Origin of the sequence: Kitasatospora sp. NPDC058444, assembly GCF_042721415.1 — a bacterium.
Classification (GTDB): Bacteria; Actinomycetota; Actinomycetes; order Streptomycetales; family Streptomycetaceae; genus Kitasatospora.
In genome coordinates this window covers 1-20,007 of sequence record NZ_JBHXLL010000027.1, presented here as the reverse complement: position 1 = coordinate 20,007, position 20,007 = coordinate 1, and the positions used below count along the sequence as shown (strand labels likewise).

General features: G+C 73.4%; 12 protein-coding genes. 10 read left to right on the top strand and 2 right to left on the bottom strand.

Annotation, left to right across the window (positions count from 1 at the left end; all coding sequences use genetic code 11):
* Nucleotides 1–49: 49 nt before the first annotated feature.
* From ACFWP2_RS25520 to ACFWP2_RS25475, 10 genes are all read left to right on the top strand, one after another.
* Entirely contained in the window at nucleotides 50–1,279 is a 1,230-nt protein-coding gene (locus ACFWP2_RS25520) for an aminotransferase class I/II-fold pyridoxal phosphate-dependent enzyme (RefSeq protein ID WP_380455451.1), read from the top strand.
* 170 nt (nucleotides 1,280–1,449) lie between these two features.
* Nucleotides 1,450–2,505 (top strand): methyltransferase, encoded by a 1,056-nt coding sequence (locus ACFWP2_RS25515; protein ID WP_380455316.1) that lies wholly within the window; start codon nucleotides 1,450–1,452, stop codon nucleotides 2,503–2,505.
* Between the two features lie 203 nt (nucleotides 2,506–2,708).
* The gene (locus ACFWP2_RS25510; protein WP_380455314.1) at nucleotides 2,709–5,309 is read left to right on the top strand and encodes a lantibiotic dehydratase; all 2,601 of its coding nucleotides are present in this window, start codon (nucleotides 2,709–2,711) and stop codon (nucleotides 5,307–5,309) included.
* Between the two features lie 49 nt (nucleotides 5,310–5,358).
* Nucleotides 5,359–6,699, top strand: a complete 1,341-nt coding sequence (locus ACFWP2_RS25505; protein WP_380455311.1) for a B12-binding domain-containing radical SAM protein — start codon at nucleotides 5,359–5,361, stop codon at nucleotides 6,697–6,699.
* A gap of 1 nt (nucleotide 6,700) precedes the next feature.
* A complete protein-coding gene (locus ACFWP2_RS25500; RefSeq protein WP_380455309.1) occupies nucleotides 6,701–7,798 on the top strand; it encodes an arginase family protein in 1,098 nt (365 codons plus the stop codon).
* Entirely contained in the window at nucleotides 7,795–8,847 is a 1,053-nt protein-coding gene (locus ACFWP2_RS25495; RefSeq protein WP_380455307.1) for a hypothetical protein, read from the top strand. Before ACFWP2_RS25500 ends, ACFWP2_RS25495 begins: the two co-directional genes overlap by 4 nt.
* Entirely contained in the window at nucleotides 8,847–9,791 is a 945-nt protein-coding gene (locus ACFWP2_RS25490) for a PHP domain-containing protein (RefSeq protein ID WP_380455305.1), read from the top strand. The genes ACFWP2_RS25495 and ACFWP2_RS25490 overlap by 1 nt, the downstream gene beginning before the upstream one ends.
* Nucleotides 9,788–12,439, top strand: a complete 2,652-nt coding sequence (locus ACFWP2_RS25485) for a lantibiotic dehydratase (protein ID WP_380455303.1) — start codon at nucleotides 9,788–9,790, stop codon at nucleotides 12,437–12,439. The genes ACFWP2_RS25490 and ACFWP2_RS25485 overlap by 4 nt, the downstream gene beginning before the upstream one ends.
* Nucleotides 12,436–13,746, top strand: a complete 1,311-nt coding sequence (locus tag ACFWP2_RS25480; protein WP_380455300.1) for an MFS transporter — start codon at nucleotides 12,436–12,438, stop codon at nucleotides 13,744–13,746. The genes ACFWP2_RS25485 and ACFWP2_RS25480 overlap by 4 nt, the downstream gene beginning before the upstream one ends.
* Nucleotides 13,743–14,645: a phosphotransferase family protein gene (locus ACFWP2_RS25475; protein WP_380455298.1), complete on the top strand. Its 903-nt coding sequence runs from the start codon at nucleotides 13,743–13,745 to the stop codon at nucleotides 14,643–14,645. Before ACFWP2_RS25480 ends, ACFWP2_RS25475 begins: the two co-directional genes overlap by 4 nt.
* 221 nt (nucleotides 14,646–14,866) lie before the next feature.
* On the opposite strand, the gene ACFWP2_RS25470 is transcribed toward ACFWP2_RS25475, so the two are convergent.
* A complete protein-coding gene (locus tag ACFWP2_RS25470; protein ID WP_380455296.1) occupies nucleotides 14,867–15,286 on the bottom strand; it encodes a hypothetical protein in 420 nt (139 codons plus the stop codon).
* A 78-nt stretch (nucleotides 15,287–15,364) separates the two neighbouring features.
* Nucleotides 15,365–19,435: a polymorphic toxin-type HINT domain-containing protein gene (locus ACFWP2_RS25465; protein WP_380455294.1), complete on the bottom strand. Its 4,071-nt coding sequence runs from the start codon at nucleotides 19,433–19,435 to the stop codon at nucleotides 15,365–15,367.
* Between the last annotated feature and the right edge of the window lie 572 nt (nucleotides 19,436–20,007).

The following is a 20,007-nucleotide window of genomic DNA, read 5'->3' as shown; positions in this document are numbered from 1 at the left end:
GCACGACCTGCTGCTGGCGGGCCTGCACACGTCCCTCGCCGACCCGGCGATGACCTCGATGAACCTGCTCAACGAGATCTCCATCCGCTACCCGGAGGCGGTCTCCTTCGCGGCCGGACGCCCGGCCGAGCAGTTCTTCGAGCTGGACGCCGTCCACCGCCACCTGGACCGCTACCTCGACCACCTGCGCACCGAGCGCGGGCTGAGCGAGGAGGCGGCCCGCCGGCAGGTGCTCCAGTACGGGCGGACCAAGGGCATCATCCACGACCTGATCGCCACCCACCTCGCGACCGACGAGGGCATCGAGGTGCCCGCCGAGTCGATCGTGGTGACGGTGGGCTGCCAGGAGGCGATGTTCCTGGTGCTGCGGGCGCTGCGCCGCGGCCCCGAGGACGTGGTGCTGGCCGTCTCCCCCACCTACGTGGGGCTGACCGGCGCGGCGCTGCTGGCCGACCTGCCGGTGCGGGCGGTGGCCGACGGCCCGGACGGCGTCGACCTCGCCGACCTGCGCCGCCAGTTGGCCGCCGCCCGGGCCGAGGGGCTGCGCCCGCGGGCGCTGTACCTGGTGCCGGACGTGGCCAACCCGAGCGGGGCCAGCCTGCCGCTGGAGCTGCGCCGGGAGCTGCTGGCGCTGGCCGGCGAGGAGGACTTCCTGCTGCTGGAGGACAACCCGTACTGCGTCTTCGCCGGTGCCGAGCGGCTGCCGTCGCTCAAGGCGCTGGACACCGGGCGGCGGGTGGTCCACCTCGGTTCCTTCGCCAAGACGGCCCTGCCGGGCGCCCGGGTCGGGTACGTGGTGGCGGACCAGCTGGTGGCGGACGGGCAGGGCGGCACCGCGCTGTTCGCCGACCTGCTCGGCATGATCAAGAGCATGACCACGGTGAACACCTCGCCGATCGCCCAGGCCGTGATCGGCGGCGCGCTGCTGGAGCACGGCCACAGCCTGCGGGCCGCCAACACCGAGGTGGCCGCGCTCTACCGGCGCAACCTCTCGCTGGTGCTGGAGGGCCTGGCCAGGCGCTTCCCGCCCGGCAGCGGGGTGACCTGGAACGAGCCGCGCGGCGGGTTCTTCCTGGTGCTCTCGGTGCCGTGCCTGGTGGACGACGCGCTGCTGGAGCGCTCGGCCTCGGAGTACGGCGTGATCTGGACCCCGATGTCGCACTTCTACCCGGGAGCGGGCGGGGAGCACCAGCTGCGGCTCTCCGTCAGCCAGGTCGACCCGGCCACGCTCGACCGGGGGCTGGACGGGCTGGCCGCGCTGCTCGCCGCGCAGTCCTGACCTCCACCGGGCCGCCCCGAGCGGTCCCGGCCCGCCCGGAGGGGGCGTCCCGTTCGGGGCGCCCCCTCCGGCGTCCGTGTCCACCCCGGCCGGTGACGGTGTGCTTCGACCCGGCGACGCTGGGGCAGCATCCCGGCGCAAGCACACCGGAGCCCCACCGAGGAGGACACATGCCGCACGACGAGAACCAGCCCGCCGGCGACCGGTCGGCGGCCGCGGAGGAGGGGCTGCGCCGCTCGGCCGCCTTCCTCGTCGACGAGGCCCTCGGCTTCGTCTTCCCCGCGGCCCTGCGCGCCGCCGCCGACGTCGGGGTGGCCGACGCCCTCGCGCAGGGCCCGGCCACCCCCGCCGAACTCGCCGCGGCCACCGGCACGGACGCCCGCAACCTGTACCGGGTGCTGCGCCTGCTCGCCACCCGGAACGTGGTGGCCGAGGACGAGCACGGCCGCTTCGCGCTGACCGAGGCCGGGCAGGCGCTGCGCGGCGACGTCCCGTACTCGGCGCGCAGCGCGGTGCGGATGCTCACCGACCGCACCTTCTGGCGGCCGGCGGAGCGGATGGCGCACTGCCTCACCGAGGGCACCACGGCCTTCGACGCCGTCTTCGGCATGCCGTTCTTCGACCACTTCGCCCAGGACGAGGAGACCGCCGCCGTCTTCCACGTCGGCATGGCGGCGATGTCCGACGCGGAGAACGCCGTCATCGCGGCCGCCTACGACTTCCCGGACACCGGCACGGTGGTGGACGTCGGCGGCGGCCACGGCGGTCTGCTGCTGGAGGTGCTGCGCCGCAACCCCGGTCTGGAGGGCGTGCTCCACGACCGCGCCCACGTCCTGGCGGGCCACCGGCTGGAGGGGGACAAGGAGGTCGCGGGCCGCTGGAGCACGGCGGAGGGCGACTTCTTCACCGCCGTGCCCGCCGGTGACGTCCTGCTGGTCAAGCGGATCACCCACGACTGGGACGACGAGCAGTGCGTCACCCTGCTGGGGAACTGCCGGCGCGCCCTGCGCCCGGGCGGGCGGATCCTGGTCCTGGACGCGGTGGTCCCCCGGGACAACGCGCCGCACCAGGCCAAGACGCTGGACCTGATGATGATGGCCTCGCTCACCGGTCGCGAGCGCACCGAGGCGGACTTCACGGAGCTGCTCGACCGGGCCGGCCTGCGGCTGTCCCGGATCCTGCCCACGTCGACGGTGCTGTCGGCGGTCGAGGCCATCCAGGCCTGATCGACCGTCAAGTTCAGGCCTAATCAGGGCCATTGCGCCCATCCCAACGTCCGGGCCCTCCAGCACCACCTCGGGTTTTCGGCTGATGACCGGTCAATCCTGGCCGGAAAACGGCGTGTTGACCGCATTGTTATTGAAAGACCCCTCGACAGGTTGCTATGGTCACGAACTGTCGTGATCAAGTCAGCACAAAAGGGGCGATCATGGACGAGCCACGGCAGCACCCGGACGACGGCGGGCCCGCGGGGAGCGGCGACCGCACCCCGCGGGCCACGGCACAGGACGGCACCGGGTGGTCGCTCGCCCCGGTCGCGATGCTGCGCCACGCGGGCTACCCGCTCTCGCTGCTGGACCGCGTCGTCGACGGCCCGACCGCCCGGTCCGCCGACACCGTCCTCGCCCTGCGCGACGAAGCCGTCGAGCTGGGGCGGGAGTTGAAGGCCGCCCTGCGCGCCGAGCAGGCCGGCACCCGGGGCGACCTCGCCTCCGGCGTCGGCATGCTCCGCCCCTTCCCACCCGCCGACCTCGCCCGGCTCGAAGCCGGACTCGGCCCCGCCGCCCTGGACTCGGCCAAGCGCTACCAGGACGCGGTGCTGGCCCTGGACGCCCGCTGGACGGCCTTCGAGCGGGAGCACGGCGCCGCCCTGGCCCGCGCCCGCCGGACCGTCGTGGACCTGTTCCGCGAACCCTCCCTCCAGCAGGTCCTGCTGCTCTCCAACGACGCCCGCTTCGAGGAGTTCACCACCTGGATCGCCGCCGGCGGCGCCGGCTCCGACGGGCACGTCAGGCGGATGACCGACCTGCTCGCCCTGTACCTCCAGCGGGTCACCACCAAGAACGAGACCCACGCGCACTTCGGCCCCCTCGCCGTCGCCCGGGCGGCGCAGCCGGGCTCCGCCGCCACCGGCGTCACCTGGTCCACCGGCCCGCTGCGCCGGATCGCCCTGCTCAGCCACTGGGCGGGCGAGGCGATGGCCGGGGTCTTCAGCGCCCGGCCGGAGGCCTTCGAGACGGTGCGCCCCCGCCGGCGCCCGCTCGCCTTCGCCGAGGGCCCCGTGGTCCGGCTGTACGCCTTCGAGAGCACCACCGGCATGCCGGACGGCTGGCGCTTCGTCGCGGTGAAGTCCGACACCTTCGACGCCGACCGCCGCTGGCTCTGGGAGCGCTGCGACGGGGAGCGCACGGTGGCGCGGCTGCGCGCCGCCTGGGCCGAGCGCCCGGACCGCCCGGCCGACCGCGACTTCGACCGGGTGCTCGCCGAACTCGTCGGCCAGGACTGGCTGATCGGGCGCTGGGAGATCCCGGTCGGCTCCACCGACGTGCTGCGCTCGCTCGCCGGGCACCTGCCCGAGGGCTCCCCCGACCTCGCCGTGGTGCGCCGCTTCGAGGACGGGCTGCGCCGCTTCGCCGAGGGCCCGGCGGCCGGGCGCGCGGCCCTGCTCGGCGAGCTCAAGGAGGCCTTCGAGGAGGTCACCGGGACGGCGGCCAACCGCTCCGAGGGCCGGCACTACGCCGACCGCGCCATCCTCTACGAGGAGGCGTACAGCCCGGTCCGGGACGTCGTCCTCGGCCCCGACGTCACCGCGCTGATCGGCCGCGAGCTGTCCGCGGTCTACGACCTGACGCTGCTCGTCCCCCGGCTGCGCGTGCGCCGCGAACTGGCGGTCCTGCGACGCTGGACGGCCCGGCGCTTCGGCCTCGGCACGCCCGTACCGCTGCCGGACTTCTACGCCGCCTTCTTCGCCGACAAGCCGCGGCTGGCCGTGGAGTGCGAGGAGGTGGACCGGGAGATCGCGGCACTGGACCGCGAGGTCGTCGCCCTGCTGCTGGACGGCGCCGAGGACGGCCGGCCCGAGAGCGTCGTCGACCGGGCCCGGCTGGAGGAGCTGCTCGCCCGCCACCCGGACACCCCGCCCGCGCTGTGCAACCCGGACGTGATGCTCGCCGCACCGGACGCCGCCGCGATCGCGCGCGGCGACTTCCTCGCCGTCGTCGGCGACTGCCACGCCGTGCGCGAGGCGCTCACCCACTCCAGCTTCGCCCCGATGCTCCAGGCCGAGGCGCCGGAGCTGCTGGACGAGGTCCACGCCCGCTACCGGGGGCTGCTCGACGAGGACGAGGTGCTGGTCGACCTCTCCCGCTCGCACCCCGACAAGACCGGCGCCCAACTCACCTACCCCTGCCCGGACCTGGAGGTGTACGGGCTCTCCCCGAAGGCCCGCGGCGACGTCCTGCGGCCCGACCGGCTGTACCTGGTGGCCACCGCCGACCGGGTGGAGCTGCGCGCCCACGGCCTGCCGGGCCGGCTGAAGCTGCTCGCCCCGCTGGCCGGCGGCCCGAGCATCCGCCAGGACCCGCTCTCCCCGTTCGCCTTCCCCCGGCACTTCGGCGGCGTCGGCGTCCGCGACCGGGACCGCGACCACCTGCCCCGCATCCGCTGCGGCCGGATCGTGCTGCACCGGGAGCGCTGGCGCGTCCCCGCCGAGGCCCTGCGCGGCTGGAGCCCCGGCGTCCACCGGTCCAAGGGCGACGCCGCCGAGTTCGCCGCCGCCCGGAAACTGCGCCGCGAGCTCGGCCTGCCGCGCCACGGCTTCCTGAAGATCCCCGGCGAGCCGAAACCGGTCTACGTCGACTGGGAGTCCCCCCTCATCGTCCGGCAGGTCGTCCGGCTCGCCCGGCGGACCGCCGCCCCCCTGGAATTCAGCGAAATGCTCCCCGCCCCGGAGCACCTCTGGCTCGACATCGACGGAGAACGCCACACCAGCGAGCTGCGCTGCGCGGTCTTCTCCCGCCGTCCCCACTGAGTGCTCCACGGCGAGGACCCCGCGCCCTCACCGACCGAAGGCACCGCTCATGACCAAGAGCTGCATCGTCCAGTTGCCCTTCCCCTCCAGCCACGACCCCGACCCGAAACTGGCGCGCTACTACGACGACTACGACCGGCGCTTCCGGGCCCTGCTGCCGGAGTACTTCATCCCGACCGACGGCCTGTGGGAGATGCCGCTGTGGGTCGCCCACCTGACCGCCCTGCTGAACACCGCGGGCCTCGACTCCGTCTTCCGCGACCTCTCCAGGACCCCGGCCGAGCCCGAGCGCTGCGCCGAACCGCTGCTGGCCGCGGCCGCCCCCGGCGACCTGGTCCTGATGTCCCCGCTCGCCCAGAACCTCCGCCTCGCGCTGGAGGTGGCCGAGCGGCTGGAGCGCGCCGGCCGGCGCGTCGTCCTCGGCGGGAACATGGCCCCGCTCGCCCCCGACGGCGCCGTGCACGCCGTGCACCGCGGACAGCTCGACGCCGCCTTCGTCAGCAGGCTCGTCCAGCTCGCCTCCGGCTCCGGCGGCAGCCTGGAGAAGCCCCTGCTGCCCGGCCTGGTCTCCGACCGGATCACCTGGGCGCCGGACTACCGCCACCTCGGCGGCTACCACGGCAGGGTCCCGCTGCTGCGGCTCAACGCCAGCCACGGCTGCCTGTACCAGTGCTCGTTCTGCGGCGACGCCTGGAGCAAGCAGCTCACCCTGGTCGCCAAGGACGCGCTCGCCCGGGAGGTGGACGAGCTGACCGCCCGGTTCCCCGACACCCGGCTCTTCTACATCGGCGACAAGACCTTCGGCCAGTCCCGCGAGGCCGTCGGCAACCTGCTGGACGTCTTCCGCGACCGCCCCGGCTACCGCTTCATCGTGCAGACCCACGTGATGCAGGTGAAGGAGTGGATCGTCGAGGCCATGCTCGAACTCGGCGTCGTCGTCGTGGAGCTCGGCTTCGAGTCGGCCGACTCGCAGATGCTCAAGCGCCTCAACAAGCTCTCCCGCGGCCTGGACGACTACACTTCGAAGATCCGTCAACTCAGCGACGCCGGGCTGAAGATCGTCCTCAACATGATGGGCGGTCTCGACGAGGAGACGGAGGCCGCGCACGGCCAGACCGTCGCCTGGATGCGGGAGAACGAATCGGCGCTGTGGCTCTTCAACCTCTACAACTTCGTCCCGTACCCGCTCACCCCGGACTTCCCCCGGCTGCGCGAGCGCATCTTCAACTGGGACTTCGCCGACTGGCGGGAGGACGCCCCGGTCGTCTACCGGCCCCGGCACCTGTCCCCCGAGGACAGCTGGGACCTCTTCCAGGAGAAGATCGCCGCCGCGCACGACGTCATCCGCGCCCCGCTGCCCGCCACCACGCCCGCCGCGCAGGAGGACTGACATGACCGAGCTTCCCGACTTCGAGGCGCTCCGCACCAGCGTCGAGCCCGAGGACTTCGAGCAGGACCCGCTGCCGGGCTGGGCCGGCGTCGGCACCCTGTTCGGCGCCCCCACCACCACCGCCGACCAGGTGGACGTGGGCGAGAGCGGCTGGGTGGTGTCCGGCGTGCCCTTCGACGCCACCGCCAGCTCCCGGCCGGGCGCCGCCGAGGGGCCGCGGGCGGTCCGCCAGGCCAGCCTGGTCTTCTCCAGCTACCTCACCAGCCTCGGCCAGTGGCGGATGCTGGACACCCGCACCGGGCAGACCTTCCGCTACCACGCGCCCCGCGTCGCGGACGCCGGCGACCTGCACATCTACCCGACGGACACGGTGAAGACCTTCCAGGCCGTCGCCGCCGAGAGCCGTCGGCTGAGCCGGAACTCCCCGCGCCTGATCTTCCTCAACGGCGACCACTCCTGCACCTTCCCCACCTTCGCGGGCTTCCGCGCCGGACGGCTCGACCGCGGCGCCGAGCGGGTGGGGTTCGTCAACATCGACCACCACTTCGACTTCGGCAACTGGAGCACCCTGCACGGGCCGCTCTACCACGGCTCCAACTCCCGCCGGATCAGCGAGATCCCGCGGATGCGCCCGGAGGACATCGCCTTCGTCGGCGTCGGGGACGTCACCAAGTACGACCAGTTCCGCGGCCTGCTCGACCGCGGCTTCCACGTCGTGCCCGGCTCCGCGATCACCCGGGACGGCGCCGCCGCGGCCCTGCGCCCGGTGATCGAGGAGCTCGGCTCGCGCTGCGACACCGTCTACGTCTCCCTCGACATCGACGTGCTCGACAGCGCCGCGGCGACCGGCACCGGGCACGTCACCATGGGCGGCATCGGCATCGGCGACCTCCTCGACGTCTACGAGGAGCTGCGGGCGCTGCCCGTCGGCGCCGTCGACATCGCCGAGATCGCGCCCCGCTACGACCCCTCCGGCGGCACCGCGCAGATCGCCGCCCGACTGCTGTTCGAGTTCCTGTTCCGCACCGAGGTGGCCCCGGCCGAACTCGCGCCCTGGGCCCCCGGCAGCACTCCCTCCGCACCCCAGGAGCACCGGTGAGATTCACGCCCCACGAAGCGCAGTTCGACTGCACCCCGCTGGTCTCCGGGGTCCCCGCCGAACGCGAGCGCGCGCTGGACGCGCTCGCCGCCACGGCCGTCGAGGTCATCCACCGGGTCGGCTACGCGGTCTTCCGGATCGGTCGGCTGCGGCTCGGGGTCGAGGACAGCCGCCGGCTGTCCACCGGAATCGTCGAGCGCGTCCGCACCGCGCTGATCGCCCGCGGCGCCCCCGGACGGATGCGGCTGGAGGTCGACCGGGCGCAGCAGACCTACGTGCCCGAGGGCCACCCCACCCGGACCCTGCTGCCCCACCACGACGGCCAGCACTGCTCCTACCTGACGCCCAGCCTCCGGGACGCCCCCGACTGGGACCCGGCCCGGCGCACCTACGGCGCCTCCGGGTACACCACCACCCCCGCGCACAAGATGTACCAGGGCATCTTCCTGCCCGAGGTCGGCGAGGGGCTGAGCGTCACCACGTACTACGACTGGCTCGGCGTGATCGACGACGTGCTGGAGCGGCGCGGCGTCGACCGGGGGCCGGACACCGCGGCCGGCGCGGCCCGCTGGCTCGGCGGCAACCTGACCCGCGGCCTGGCGCGCCAGCCCGAACACGGCTGCGCCTACCCCTCGGTGGGCGCCATGCTCGGCCTGGAGGAGCCGTTCTGGCACGGCCTGTCCTTCCACCACGGCGAGGCGGAGCTGACCAAGGAGGAGCGCCGGCGCTTCCCCGCCGCCGCGCTGCTGGCCCGCGCCTGCGCCTGCGGCGAGTGCCGGGGCGACGCGGCCCGGCTCTTCTGCCACCAGCTGCTCACGGCCACCGGCCTGACCTGGGCGGGGTTCCGCCGCCGCTGGGAGGTGCTCGCCCCGGGCGAGCAGTGCGACCTGCTGCTCGGCCACAACCTGACCATGCTGCACGGCGGCCTGGCCGGCGGCGCCGGGCGGGTCATCGAACCGCTCTGCCTGGTCGTGGACGACCCGTCCGGCCCCGCGTACGAGCACTGGCTGGCCGCCTCCTGGCGGCGCACCCTGCCCGGGGCCCGCTGATGCGGGGGGCGCCCGCCACCCTGGCCACCCCCGTCGACCTGCACCTGCACACCCGGCACTCGGACGGGGACGAGGCCCCGGCCGAGCTGGCCCGGCGGTGCGTCGCGGCCGGACTGCGGGTGGCCGCCGTGACGGACCACAACACCCTCGCGGGCGTCGCCGCCTTCGAGCGGGCCGCCGGCGGGCGCCTCACCGCGGTACCGGCCTGCGAGATCACCACCGACTGGCGCGGCGAGGAGACCCACTGCCTGGCCTACTTCGTCGACCCCGGCGACGAACCGTTCCGGCGGCGGGTCGGGCGCGTCCACGACGCCGAACTGGCCTGGTGGCGCACCTGGACCGACCGGGCGCGGGCCCTCGGCGTGCCGCTCGACCCGGCCGAGGTCGAGCGGCGCCTCGGCGGCGGCCGGGTCGCCTACGTCGACGACTACCTGGCCCTGCTGCTGGAGGCGGCCGAGGGCGACCCCCGGTTCGCCCCGTACGGCGAGGGCGAGGACCGCTTCGCCCGCCTGATCGCCGACTGGTGCCGGCCCGGCCGGCCGCTGCACGTCGAACACCCGGTCAACCCCGACCTGGTGGAGGTGCTGGCCTGGATCGAGCAGGCGGGCGGGGTCGCCGTCCTCGCCCACCCCGGCCGGCTCACGGCCGGCCTGGACGCCCGGCGGTGCGCGGCGCTGCTGGAGCCGCTGCGCGCGGCCGGCCTGGCCGGGCTGGAGGTGTGGACCAGCTGGCACACCCCGGCCGACAGCGCCCGGCTCGCCGAGACGGCCGCCCGGCTCGGCCTGGTCGCCACCGCCGGGTCCGACTACCACGGGCTGCGGGTCAAGCCCTGGGCGCCGCGCCCCGGCCTGCTGCCCGCGCTCCCCGCCGACCCGCTCGCCGTCCTGGACGCCCTGCACGACCGGCGTCCGCCCGTCCACTCGACTCCGCAGGTGAGGCTGTGACCACCGTCAACGACCCCCGGACCACCACCGCCGAGCCCGGTGCGCGCGTCGCCTGGCAGCTCGCGCCGGTCGTCGTGCTCCGCCAGGCCGGCTTCCCGATGGAGCTGCTCGCGCCCCTGGCGGACCCGGCCGCCGCCGAGGAGGCCCGCGAACTCGTCGCCCACGGGCAGCGGTTGAAGGCGCTGGCCGAGGAGTTCAAGGCCGCCCTGCGCCGGCACCCGGTGCCCGGCGCCGCCCGGCTCTCCTCCCCCGCCGGCTTCCTGCTGCCCGTCCCCGAGCCCGAACTGGCCGCCGCGGCAGCGGCCGTGCCCTCCGAGGCGGCCGCCGCCCTGCGCGGCTACCAGGACGCCGCCCGGCACTTCGCCGAGGAGCAGGACCGGTTCGCCGCCCGGCACCAGGACCGCCTCGACCGGGCCGGGGCCGCCGTGGTCGAGGCCTTCGGCGACGAACGGCTGCGGCAGGTCCTGCTGCTCTCCAACGACTCCGCCTACCCCACCTTCGCCGCCTGGCTCGACGGCCACGACGGCGGCACGGGCCGGCGCACCCGCAAGATGACCGACCTGCTCACCATGTACCTCCAGCGGGTCACCACCAAGAACGAGACCCACTCGCACTTCGGCCCCTTCACCCCCGGCCGGACCGGCACCGCCCCCGGCATCACCTGGTCCGGCGAGCGGGAGCTGGAACGGCGGGCGCTGTTCAGCCACTGGGCCGCCGAGAAGCTCGCCCAGAGCGCCGCCGCCGTCCCCGGCCTGCTCGACCACGCCCGCCCCCGGCGCCGCCCGCTGTCCTTCCTGCGCGACGGCCGGATCGACCTGTACGCCTTCACCACCCGCGACGGCCTGGACACCGACTGGGACTTCCGGCACCTCGGCGGGCGGCCGGTGGAACCGTACGAGGCCTGGCTGTGGCAGCACTGCGACGGCGAACGCACCCTGCGCGAACTGCGGCGGGCCTGGCAGGACGAGCTGCGCTGCCCCGTCCCCTTCGACCAGGCCATCGCCGGACTCGCCGAACGCGAATGGGTGGTCGTCGAGTTCGAGATCCCGATCGGCGACCACCGGCCGCTGGCCGCCCTGCGCGGGCAACTCCTCGCCGCCCCCGCCGACCTGGCCGCCCCGCTGCTCGACGCGATCGACGGCTTCGAGGCGGACCTGACCCGCTTCGCCCGACTGCCGCTGCCCGAGCGCGCCGCCGCGCTCGCCGACAGCAAGGCCCGGTTCGAGCAGCTCACCGGCGGCCCCGCGAACCGCAACAGCGGCCTGCACTACGCCGACCGCAGCATCCTGTTCGAGGAGGCCCGCGGCCGGCCCGCCGACCTGACCGTCGGCCCGGACCTCGCCCGCTTCATCACGGACGAGCTGTCCGTCGTCTACGAGACCGTGCTGGCCGGCCCGCGCCTGCGGATGCGGCGCGAACTGGTCGTCCTCACCCGGTGGGTGGCCGAGCGGTTCGGCCCCAGGGTGGAGATCCCGCTGGACGTGCTCTACGCCGAGTTCTTCCGCGACCGGGACGCCATCGCCCGCGAGTGCCTCGCCGTCGAGGCCGAACTCGCCGAGCTGGACCGGGAGATCGGCGCGGCCCTGCTCGGCGGAGCCGCGACCGACCCGGACCGCTCCGAGGTCGTGGTCGCCCGGGAACGGATCGAGGCCGTACTCGCCGGCCGGCCGAGCAGCCCGCCCGCGGTCTGCGACCCGGACGTGCTGTTCGCCGCCCGCAGCCGCGAGGACCTGGCCGCGGGCCGGTTCACCGCCGTCATCGGCGACTGCCACGCGGTGCGGGAGGTCATCACCCACACCAGCTTCGGCCCGCTGATCCAGGAGCACACCCCCGAACTGCTCCCCGAGGTGTACCGCGGCTACCGGTCCCTGCTCGCGGACGACGAGGTGCTCGCCAACCTGTCCCGCGGCCACCCCGACAAGTCCTCCACCCAACTCGTCTACCCCTGCCACGACCTGGAGGTCTACGGCCGCTCCGCACAGACCCGCGACCGGGTGCTGCAACCCTCCCAGCTGTACCTGGTGCTGCGCGGCGACCGGCTGGAGCTGCGCGCCCACGGCGTCGACGGCCGGCTGCGGCTGATGGCGCCCCCGGCCGGCGGCCCGAGCATCCGCCAGGACCCGCTCTCCCCGTTCGCCTTCCCCCGCCACTTCGGCGGCGCCGGACTGAACGCCCCCGGCCTGGCGCACATCCCGCGCATCCGCTGCGGCCGCGTCGTGCTGCAGCGCGAGACCTGGCGCATCCCCGCCTCCCGGCTGCGCGACACCACCGCCCTCGGACGGCCCAGGGGCCGGGACGACGCCGCCCTGTTCGTCGCCGCCTGCCGGCTGCGCGCCGAGCACCGGCTGCCCCGGCACGTCTTCGTCAAGGTCCCGGGCGAACCGAAACCGGTCTACGTCGACTGGGAGTCCCCGCTGCTGGTACGGCAGTTGGGCCGGCTCGCCGCCAAGACCGACGGCACGCTGGAGATCTCCGAGATGCTGCCCGCGCCCGACCAGCGCTGGCTGGAGGTGGACGGCCACCGGTACACCAGCGAACTGCGCTGCGCCGTCTTCTCGGCCGGCGGCGGTGCTTCGACCGGCCGCGGTGCTTCGGCCGGGCTTGGCACTTCGGCCGGCCCGGAGTCCCTCCCGGAGCCGCGCGGGTGAGCAACGACACCACCGTCCGCCCCGCGTCCGGCTACCACCGGGTCGTCGGCGCCGCGGCCTCCTCCGCGGTCGGCGACGGCATGCGCTTCGCGGCGCTGCCGCTGCTGTCCGCCGCGGTGCTGCACGACGCCTTCCAGGTGTCCGCCGTCACCGCCGCCACCACGGTGCCCTGGCTGCTGTTCGCCCTGCCCGCCGGGGCGTACGCCGACCGCTTCGAGCGGCGCCTGCTGATGGTCCTCGCCGACCTGCTGCGCGCCGTGGTGCTGCTCCTCGCCGTCGTGCTGCTCGCCACCGACCGGCTGACCTTCTGGCCGCTGCTGACCGCCGCGTTCCTGCTGGGCGTCGGCGAAGTGCTGTTCGACTGCGCGTCCTTCGCGCTGCTGCCGAGTGTCGTCCCCGCGGAGCGGCTGGAGTCGGCGAACGGCCGGCTCTTCGCCGTCCAGACGGTCGGCCGCGACCTGCTCGGGCAGGTGGTGGGCGGCGTGCTGTTCACCGTGGGCCGGGCCGTTCCGCTGCTGATCGACGCGGTCTCCTTCCTGGTCTCCGCGGTCCTGCTGCGCGGCATCCGCGGACCCGCCCCCGACCCCGACCCCGTGTCCGAGCCCGAGCCCGTGTCCGAGCCCGAGCCCGTGTCCGAGCCCGAACCCGGATCGCCCGCGGAGAAGCCCCGCCCCCGCCTGCTTGCGGACATCCGCGAGGGCGTCGCCTTCGTCCTGCGCGATCCGCTGCTGCGCGCCCTGACCGTCTCCGCCGGCGTCATCAACGCCGTCTACCTGGGCCAGATCGCCGTCTTCGTCATCCTGGTGCACGACGTGCTGGGGCTTCCGGACTCCGCGTACGGGGCGCTGCTGGCCGCCGGGGCGGTCGGCGGCGTGGTCGGCAGCACGGTCGCGAGCCGGCTGTCCACGGCGATCGGCCGGGTCCCCGCGCTGGTCGGCGGCCTGGGCCTGATGGGCCTCGCCGGCCTGGCGGTGGGGGCGACCGACCGGGTGTGGGTGGTGTCCGCCGCCTACTGCGCCACCGGCTTCGCCCTGATGGTCTGGAACGTCGTCGCCGTCTCGCTGCGCCAGACGATCATCCCGGACCGGATGCTCGGCCGGGCCACCGGCGTCTACCGGCTGTTCGCCTGGGGCACGATGCCCCTCGGCGCGCTGGTCTTCGGCCGGGTGAGCACCGCGGCCGGACCGGGCGCCGCCTTCGCCCTCGGCGGCGTGGTCACCCTGCTGACCTGCCTGCCGATCGCCTACGCCCTGCTGAGGGACAGCAGGGCGACCGACCGTCCCAAGACCACCGAGGATGCCCCATGAGCGAGCGTTTCGCCGTACTGGACCGACTGGCCGAGCAGTGGGGCCTCAGCGGCCTCGAACTCGTCGGCAAGGGACTGGAGTTCACCGTCTTCCGGGCCCTGGACCGGGACGGCGGACCGGTCGCCGTCCGGCTCGCGCACCGGCGGTTCGACTCCAACGCCAACGACCCGCACGTGGACACCCGCTCCCTGCTCGTCCAGGAGCACGCCATCGCCCGGCACCTGGCCGGGCACGGCCTGCCCGTCGCCCGGGCCCGGGAGCTGGTCCTCGCCGACGACCCCAACTCCCCCGACGTGCTGCTCTCCGACTACGTCGACGACGACGGCTCCCCGCTCGACTCCCACGCCCTCGGACAACTCCTCGCCCGCCTCCACGAGGTGCCCCCGCCGCGGCTGCGCCCCGTCGCCGCCGAGGGCGGCACCACCGCCGAGGCGATCGCCACCCGGATAGGCCGCCGCTGGGCCGAACTCGCCCGCCGCACCGACGACCTGCCCGAGCCCCCGGCCGCCGACGTCCTCGCCCGGCACCTCGCTCCCCTCACCGGGACCAGCCTGCTCCACCTCGACGTCCGCAGCTCCAACATCCGCCGCCACCAGGGCCGCACCACCGCCCTCCTGGACTGGTCCAACGCCCTGCTCGGCACCTCCGCCCTGGAGTTCGGCCGCCTCGCCGAGTACGCCCGCTACCCGGAGAACGACCTCGACCTGGCCGCCCTGCGCGCCGGCTACGCCACCGTCGCCCCCGTCCCCGACGAGGACGACCCCTGCCTCCTCGCCTGCCGCCTGGACGCCGCCCTGATGCTCGCCCTGGTCTTCCTCTCCGAAGCCCCCGACCCCACCCGCGGCCCCACCGCCGCCACCCACGCCCGCGACCTCGCCCAGCGCCTCACCCGCCCGTAGCCGCCCGGGGCCCCTGCCGCACTTGAAACGACGCGGTCTTACCGCCGTGACTCGCGTCTGTTCCTCAGCTGTCGCCCTCACGTCACCGCACCGTCGCCGACGTCCTCATGGGCCCTCCTGTCAAAACGCCGGTAGCCCCACCGAAGTTCTTCGGTGGGGCTACCGCGGAAATCTCAGAGACCCTTCCAGTCCCGGTGCGCCGTGATCACAGGCGCAGCGGGCTACAGGAAGGCCGAGATCTCCACCAGAGCACCGTCATCCGAGACTGCGACTGCAATGTCTTCACAGCGCAAGTACCGGACAGGCTCTCGATCGGAAAACACCAGACCGATCCGCTCCTCCGACTGAATGAATCCCAGCTCCTCAACCGAGGACGCAACGGAACCGTCGAGCGTCGCGCCGTCCGGAGTCTCCTTCCAACCCCAAATGGATCGGTCAAGAATCGGGGTCAGATTCTGATCCACGCCATCGAGGGGGATCCTATTTTTCACTTCGACCCGCGGAGGGACATCGATGACGACCACTTGGCCGAGCATTCCGGAAACCGGGTCGATCTTCATCTCGACCTCGCCGCCGTTGATCCCAGAAACCCTGAGATACAAAGGCCGCCCCTGAATCCTAGGCTCCCAGGCAACCTTCATGGCGATCCAAGGATCGCTCTCGAAATACGCACCTTCGCAGCCTGCTGCGCCAAGTACAGATATCACACGACTTACCAATCACTCCGTATAGAGGGCATGAATCAGAGCGGGAAGCTGCCCAGATTGGCGCGGTGCGCTGAATTTCAGCTCCCAACCCCCCACAACCACCAGGGTCTCGTAGGGGAGTCCTCCCTTCCCCGCCTCACGCACCGCAGACTGCAGGCTCGCAAGCTGGGCCTGCGCAGCCATGTCTATCTGAGCCTTCGTCGCACCACGCCCGGCCATCCCGGAGAGGTACTCCGCAATGTGCTCTGTCGCATTTCCATGCACCCACACCTGAACGTCACCCGCGGAGAACTCGAACGACCGGGGGAGCTGACTTCCCACATAATTGGGCTGAGTGGCCTTGATCTGATCCCAGACCGTTCCCGTTCCGCATCCACTGGCATTGTGGACCAGGACCGGGGTCGAGCCGGCCAGTACATAGTACGTGTGGAGGTCGTCGACGGTGAGGTTGTAGGCGGGCTGGAGGGTGTTCCAGTGCCGGACGCCGGCGATGCGCTGGGGCTGTCCGGTCGAGTTGCGCAGTTCGTCGCCCGTCTGGAGGTCGGCGGCGTCGACCCACTGCTGCCGGCTCTCGGACCAGAAGGGGTGGTGATCCGTGCTGGTCACGGACTGCCCGGCGCCCAGGGAGATGTCCGTGAAATCACGGTCATCCGGCGTGTAGATGGTGGCCGAGACCTTGCGAGGGCCGGTCACTCCGGTGGTGGGGTCGGTGGCGAGGACCTCGTCACCGATCCGCACGGTCTCGATCGCCCGAGTAGAGCCGTCGGACATCAGGACGCGGGTGCCGGCCGGGAAGCTGTTCAGACCCGGGCACGACGACGGGAGACGCCCGACGAGCTTCTTGATGAACTCAACGGCCTTCTCGCCCCAGGAACCGAACTTCTTGGCCCACTGGGCGAACTTGGCCACCGCAGCGCCATCACCGATGAACGGGATCGCGCCGATGCAGGAGGTGACTGCGTCGGTGGTGCGGCCCTCGACGGCGTAGTAGGCGCAGTTGACGAGGTCGGCGATGTCGGCGAGTCCGGGGGCTATGACCCCGCCGGCACCACCGATGATGTCGAGCGTGAAGTGGATGCTCTCGGAAATGATGTGGTAGAAGGCGTTGGCGTTGTCGTTGTCCGCCTTCTGCTTCTTGATCTCCTCTTCCATGGCCGCGATCGCATCCTGCTTCGCCTTCGCGGCTTGCTCCTCCAACTCCTTCTGAGCTGCCACGCGATCTGCCTCGACCTGGGCGACCCGGGCCTTCTCCTCGGCCTCGTACTTGGCCTGGTAGTTCGCATGGGCATCGTCAGAGGCCGCCTGCGCGGCAGTCGCGTCCTTACCAGCCGCCTCTGCGGAAGCGCGGGCCTCGGCAGCGGAGTTGTTGGCGTCGCTTGCTGCCCACCGCGCCTCCCGCGCGGACCGCTCGGCCCGGTTGGCGGAGTAAACAGCGCTGGCTGCGTCGCGGTTGGCGGAGGCCTTGGCGGCGTTGGCGCTCTTCGCCGAGGCGGCTGCCTTGGTGGCGGAGGCCTGGGCGGCGTCGGCGGCGGCCTGGGCCTTGGCGACCTGGTCGGCGGCGGTGTTGGCCGAGGCCTGGGCGGAGGCCTCGTAGCCCTTGGCCTCCTCGGCGGCACTGCGGGCGATGGCGGCGGCGGCCTGGGCGGTGGCCGCGTTCTTCTGCGCGGTCGCGGCGGCGGCGGTGGCCTCGGCGATCAGGCCCTTGACGTCGGCGACGTGGACAGCGGTGAGCCGGTCGCGCTGCTGCGCGGTGTACTGGCCCTCGGCCACGAAGGCACGCAGGTCCTGTACGGGGCCTTCGAGGGCGACCTTCGCCGCGGCCTTGAGCTCGGGCTCGGTGTCCTGGGCGTCCTCCAGCCGGACCGCGGTCAGCCGGTCGTCGGCCGCCTGCGCGTCCGACAGGCCCTTGCCGAGGAAGTCCCGCAGCGCGGCGGGGGTGTTGGTCCGCAGCGCGGCATCCGCGGCGGCCTTGACGGCCGGGCCGGCAGTGTCGCTGATACGGGTGATCGTCAGCCGGTTGTCCGGCGCCTGAGCATCGTCCTGACCGCTGACCAGGAAGGCGCTGATCTGCGCGCCGCCGCCCTGGAGCGCCGTGTAGGCAGCGTCGCGGACCGCGCCGTTTTCCGTGTTCGTGTAGACCGCGGTGGCGTGGGCGCGGGCGTCCTGTTCCTCAGCGTGCTGTCGGCTGGTCTTGAGATAGGAGAAGACGGCCGTGTCCGAGCCCGTGAGAGCGGCTTCAGCTGCCGCGGCTCCCCATTCCCCGGAGATCTTGCGGGAGATGAGGGCGAGCTTGCGGCCGTCGGTGGCGACCTGTGCCGGGGTGGCGCCGGGCTGGTTGGCCAGGGCGGCGAGGCGGTCGGCCTCGGACTTCGCCTTCTGGACCTCCTGGGCCGCCTGGTCGGTCTGCGCCTGCTTGTCCGCCTGGTCGGCCTTGGCCTTGCGGGCCTTCTCCACGGCTGCGGCGGTGCGGTTGGCCAGGTCCTCGGCCTCGGTGCGACGGGTCAGGTCCTGGACGGCGTTGGCCTTGTCGACCGCGGTCTGGGCGTCCGTGGCGAAGCCGGAGGCGGCGTTCGCGTGGTCGGTCGACTCCTGCGCGGCGTTGGCGCTCTGTCCGGCGTGGTCGGCGGCGTCCCGGGCGGCCTGCGCCGCGGCCGCCGCGTGGGAGGCCGCGGACGCCAGCAGCGTCTTGGCGGCCTCGGCCTGCGTGGCGGCCTCGCCGGCCAGCTGCTGCGAGGCGGCGGCGGCACGGCCGGCCTCGGCGGCCGAGCGACGCGTCGCCGCGGCGGCCTGCCTGGCCTTCGCCGACTGACCGCCCGCGCTGTCCGCGTAGGCGCCGGCCTGCTCGGCCGAACCCGCCGCGGAGTCGGCGTTGCCCTTGGCGCTGAGCGCGGCACCGGCCGCGTCCTTGCTCCGCGCCGCGGCCTCGTTGGCCTTCACCAGCGTGGCGTTCGCGTCCGCGGCGATCTTGGCTGCGGCGTCGGCGGCGTCCGCCGCCACCCGCGCCTCGTGCGCCTTGGTCGCGTCACCGGCCGCCGCGGCGGCCGCCGTCCGCGCGTTGGCGGCGGCCCGCTGGGCACCGGCCGCGGCGGCCGCCGCGTTCGACGCCGCGACGGCGGCGGCCCGCGCGGAGGCGTTGGCCGCACGCGCGGCCGTCATCGCGGTCTGTGCCGCCGCACCCGCGCGCTCGGCCGCGCTGGCGGCCCTGTTCGCGGCCTCGGTGGCCTTGGCCGTGTCATTGCCGGCCTGCTGCGTCTCGATCGCCGCCCGCGCGGCGTCCGCCTTGGCCAGCTCCGAGTTGTGGACCGCAGCGTCCTTGGCCTCGATCGCCGCGGCCGTCTCCTGGGCCGCCTGCGCGCTCGCGTCCTTCGCCTGCTGCGCCAGCTGCGCGATGCTCGCGCGCTCCTGGTCACGGCTCTGCGCGATGTACTGGCCGGTCGCGAGGAAGTCCCGCACGTCCTGGATCGACCCGTTCAGCGCGATCCGCGCCGCCGCCTGGACGTTGGGTCCACCGGAACTCAGGATCTGGACCAGCTTGACCCGGTCGTCGCTGTCCTTCGCGGTGAACTGGGTCTCCGTCAGGAACCGCTGCAGGTCGTCACCGGTGTTGCTGCGCAGCGCGGCATCACCCGCTGCCCGGAGATTCCGCCCGGCGCCCATCGCGGGGTCGGTGATCCGGGTGATCCACAGCCGCCGGTCGGCGTCGAGGGCCGCCTGCCAGCCACTCTCCAGGAAGGCGCGCCGATCCGCGGCCGTCCCCTCGATCGCCTTGTCGGCGGCCTCCCGGACCTTCGGCCCGCCCACGCTGGAGATCTGCGTGGCCGCGAGCAGATCGTCCGCACTCTGCGCCCCTGCGAGCACGTTGTCGACGAACTGCTTCACGTCCTGGTCGGAGCCCGCGAGCGCGGTCTCGGCCAGAGCGTGCGTGCGGGGACCGCTGTTGAGCCACGCCTGCAACGCCACGTCGCGGGCGCTCAGCTGCGGCTGAACGGTAGCCGTTCCGGCGGCAGCGGCGCTCGGAATGCCCGCCCCGACCAGACCGGCCGTCAGGGCGAGGGGCAGCAGCCCCAGGGAGAGCCTGCCCAACAGCGGCGGCCCTCCCCTCCCTCGCCGTCGTGAACGGGATATCGGTTGGCGCATCGGAACCTCCACTGTCGACATCGGCCGAATCCCGGCCGTAGCGGGGCCCAACGATAAGTGACGTCACATCAGAGCGTCTACGAATTCCGAAAGTTGCCAGGCCAAGCAAACGCAATGAAACGCCCGACGGCGAGCATAGCCAAGCAAAACAGCCGCATCGCCAACAAGCACCCAATGACCTTGAAAGCGTGACATCCTGCCTGGCCAGCAGCCGAAAGCGGTTGTCCGGACACCTGCCGATCTGGTTCGATGGGCCGGATTCCGGCTCGCGACATCGGTGTCTGCCGTGCAGTCACTTCGGGTCATTCGCACGCGGAATGACGCCATGTCACGGACGGTTGGTTCGCCCGCCATTCAGGCCGGTCACCCGATTCCGAAGATCTGCCCATCAGGGCAACACCAGATGAACGAAAAGGATTAGGCATGGCAAAGCGCATGTCCCGCTGGCTCGTTGGCGGCGCCGTCGCCGCGGCCGCCACGCTCGGCGTCTCCGCGATCGCCTCCGCCGACGGCACCCC

Coding starts and splice junctions, on each gene's coding strand:
- ACFWP2_RS25470 (WP_380455296.1), bottom strand. CDS start 15,286: ATGAAGGTTGCCTGGGAGCCTAGGATTCAGGGGCGGCCTTTGTATCTC.
- ACFWP2_RS25510 (WP_380455314.1), top strand. CDS start 2,709: ATGGACGAGCCACGGCAGCACCCGGACGACGGCGGGCCCGCGGGGAGC.
- ACFWP2_RS25475 (WP_380455298.1), top strand. CDS start 13,743: ATGAGCGAGCGTTTCGCCGTACTGGACCGACTGGCCGAGCAGTGGGGC.
- ACFWP2_RS25515 (WP_380455316.1), top strand. CDS start 1,450: ATGCCGCACGACGAGAACCAGCCCGCCGGCGACCGGTCGGCGGCCGCG.
- ACFWP2_RS25520 (WP_380455451.1), top strand. CDS start 50: ATGACCTCGATGAACCTGCTCAACGAGATCTCCATCCGCTACCCGGAG.
- ACFWP2_RS25505 (WP_380455311.1), top strand. CDS start 5,359: ATGACCAAGAGCTGCATCGTCCAGTTGCCCTTCCCCTCCAGCCACGAC.
- ACFWP2_RS25490 (WP_380455305.1), top strand. CDS start 8,847: ATGCGGGGGGCGCCCGCCACCCTGGCCACCCCCGTCGACCTGCACCTG.
- ACFWP2_RS25500 (WP_380455309.1), top strand. CDS start 6,701: ATGACCGAGCTTCCCGACTTCGAGGCGCTCCGCACCAGCGTCGAGCCC.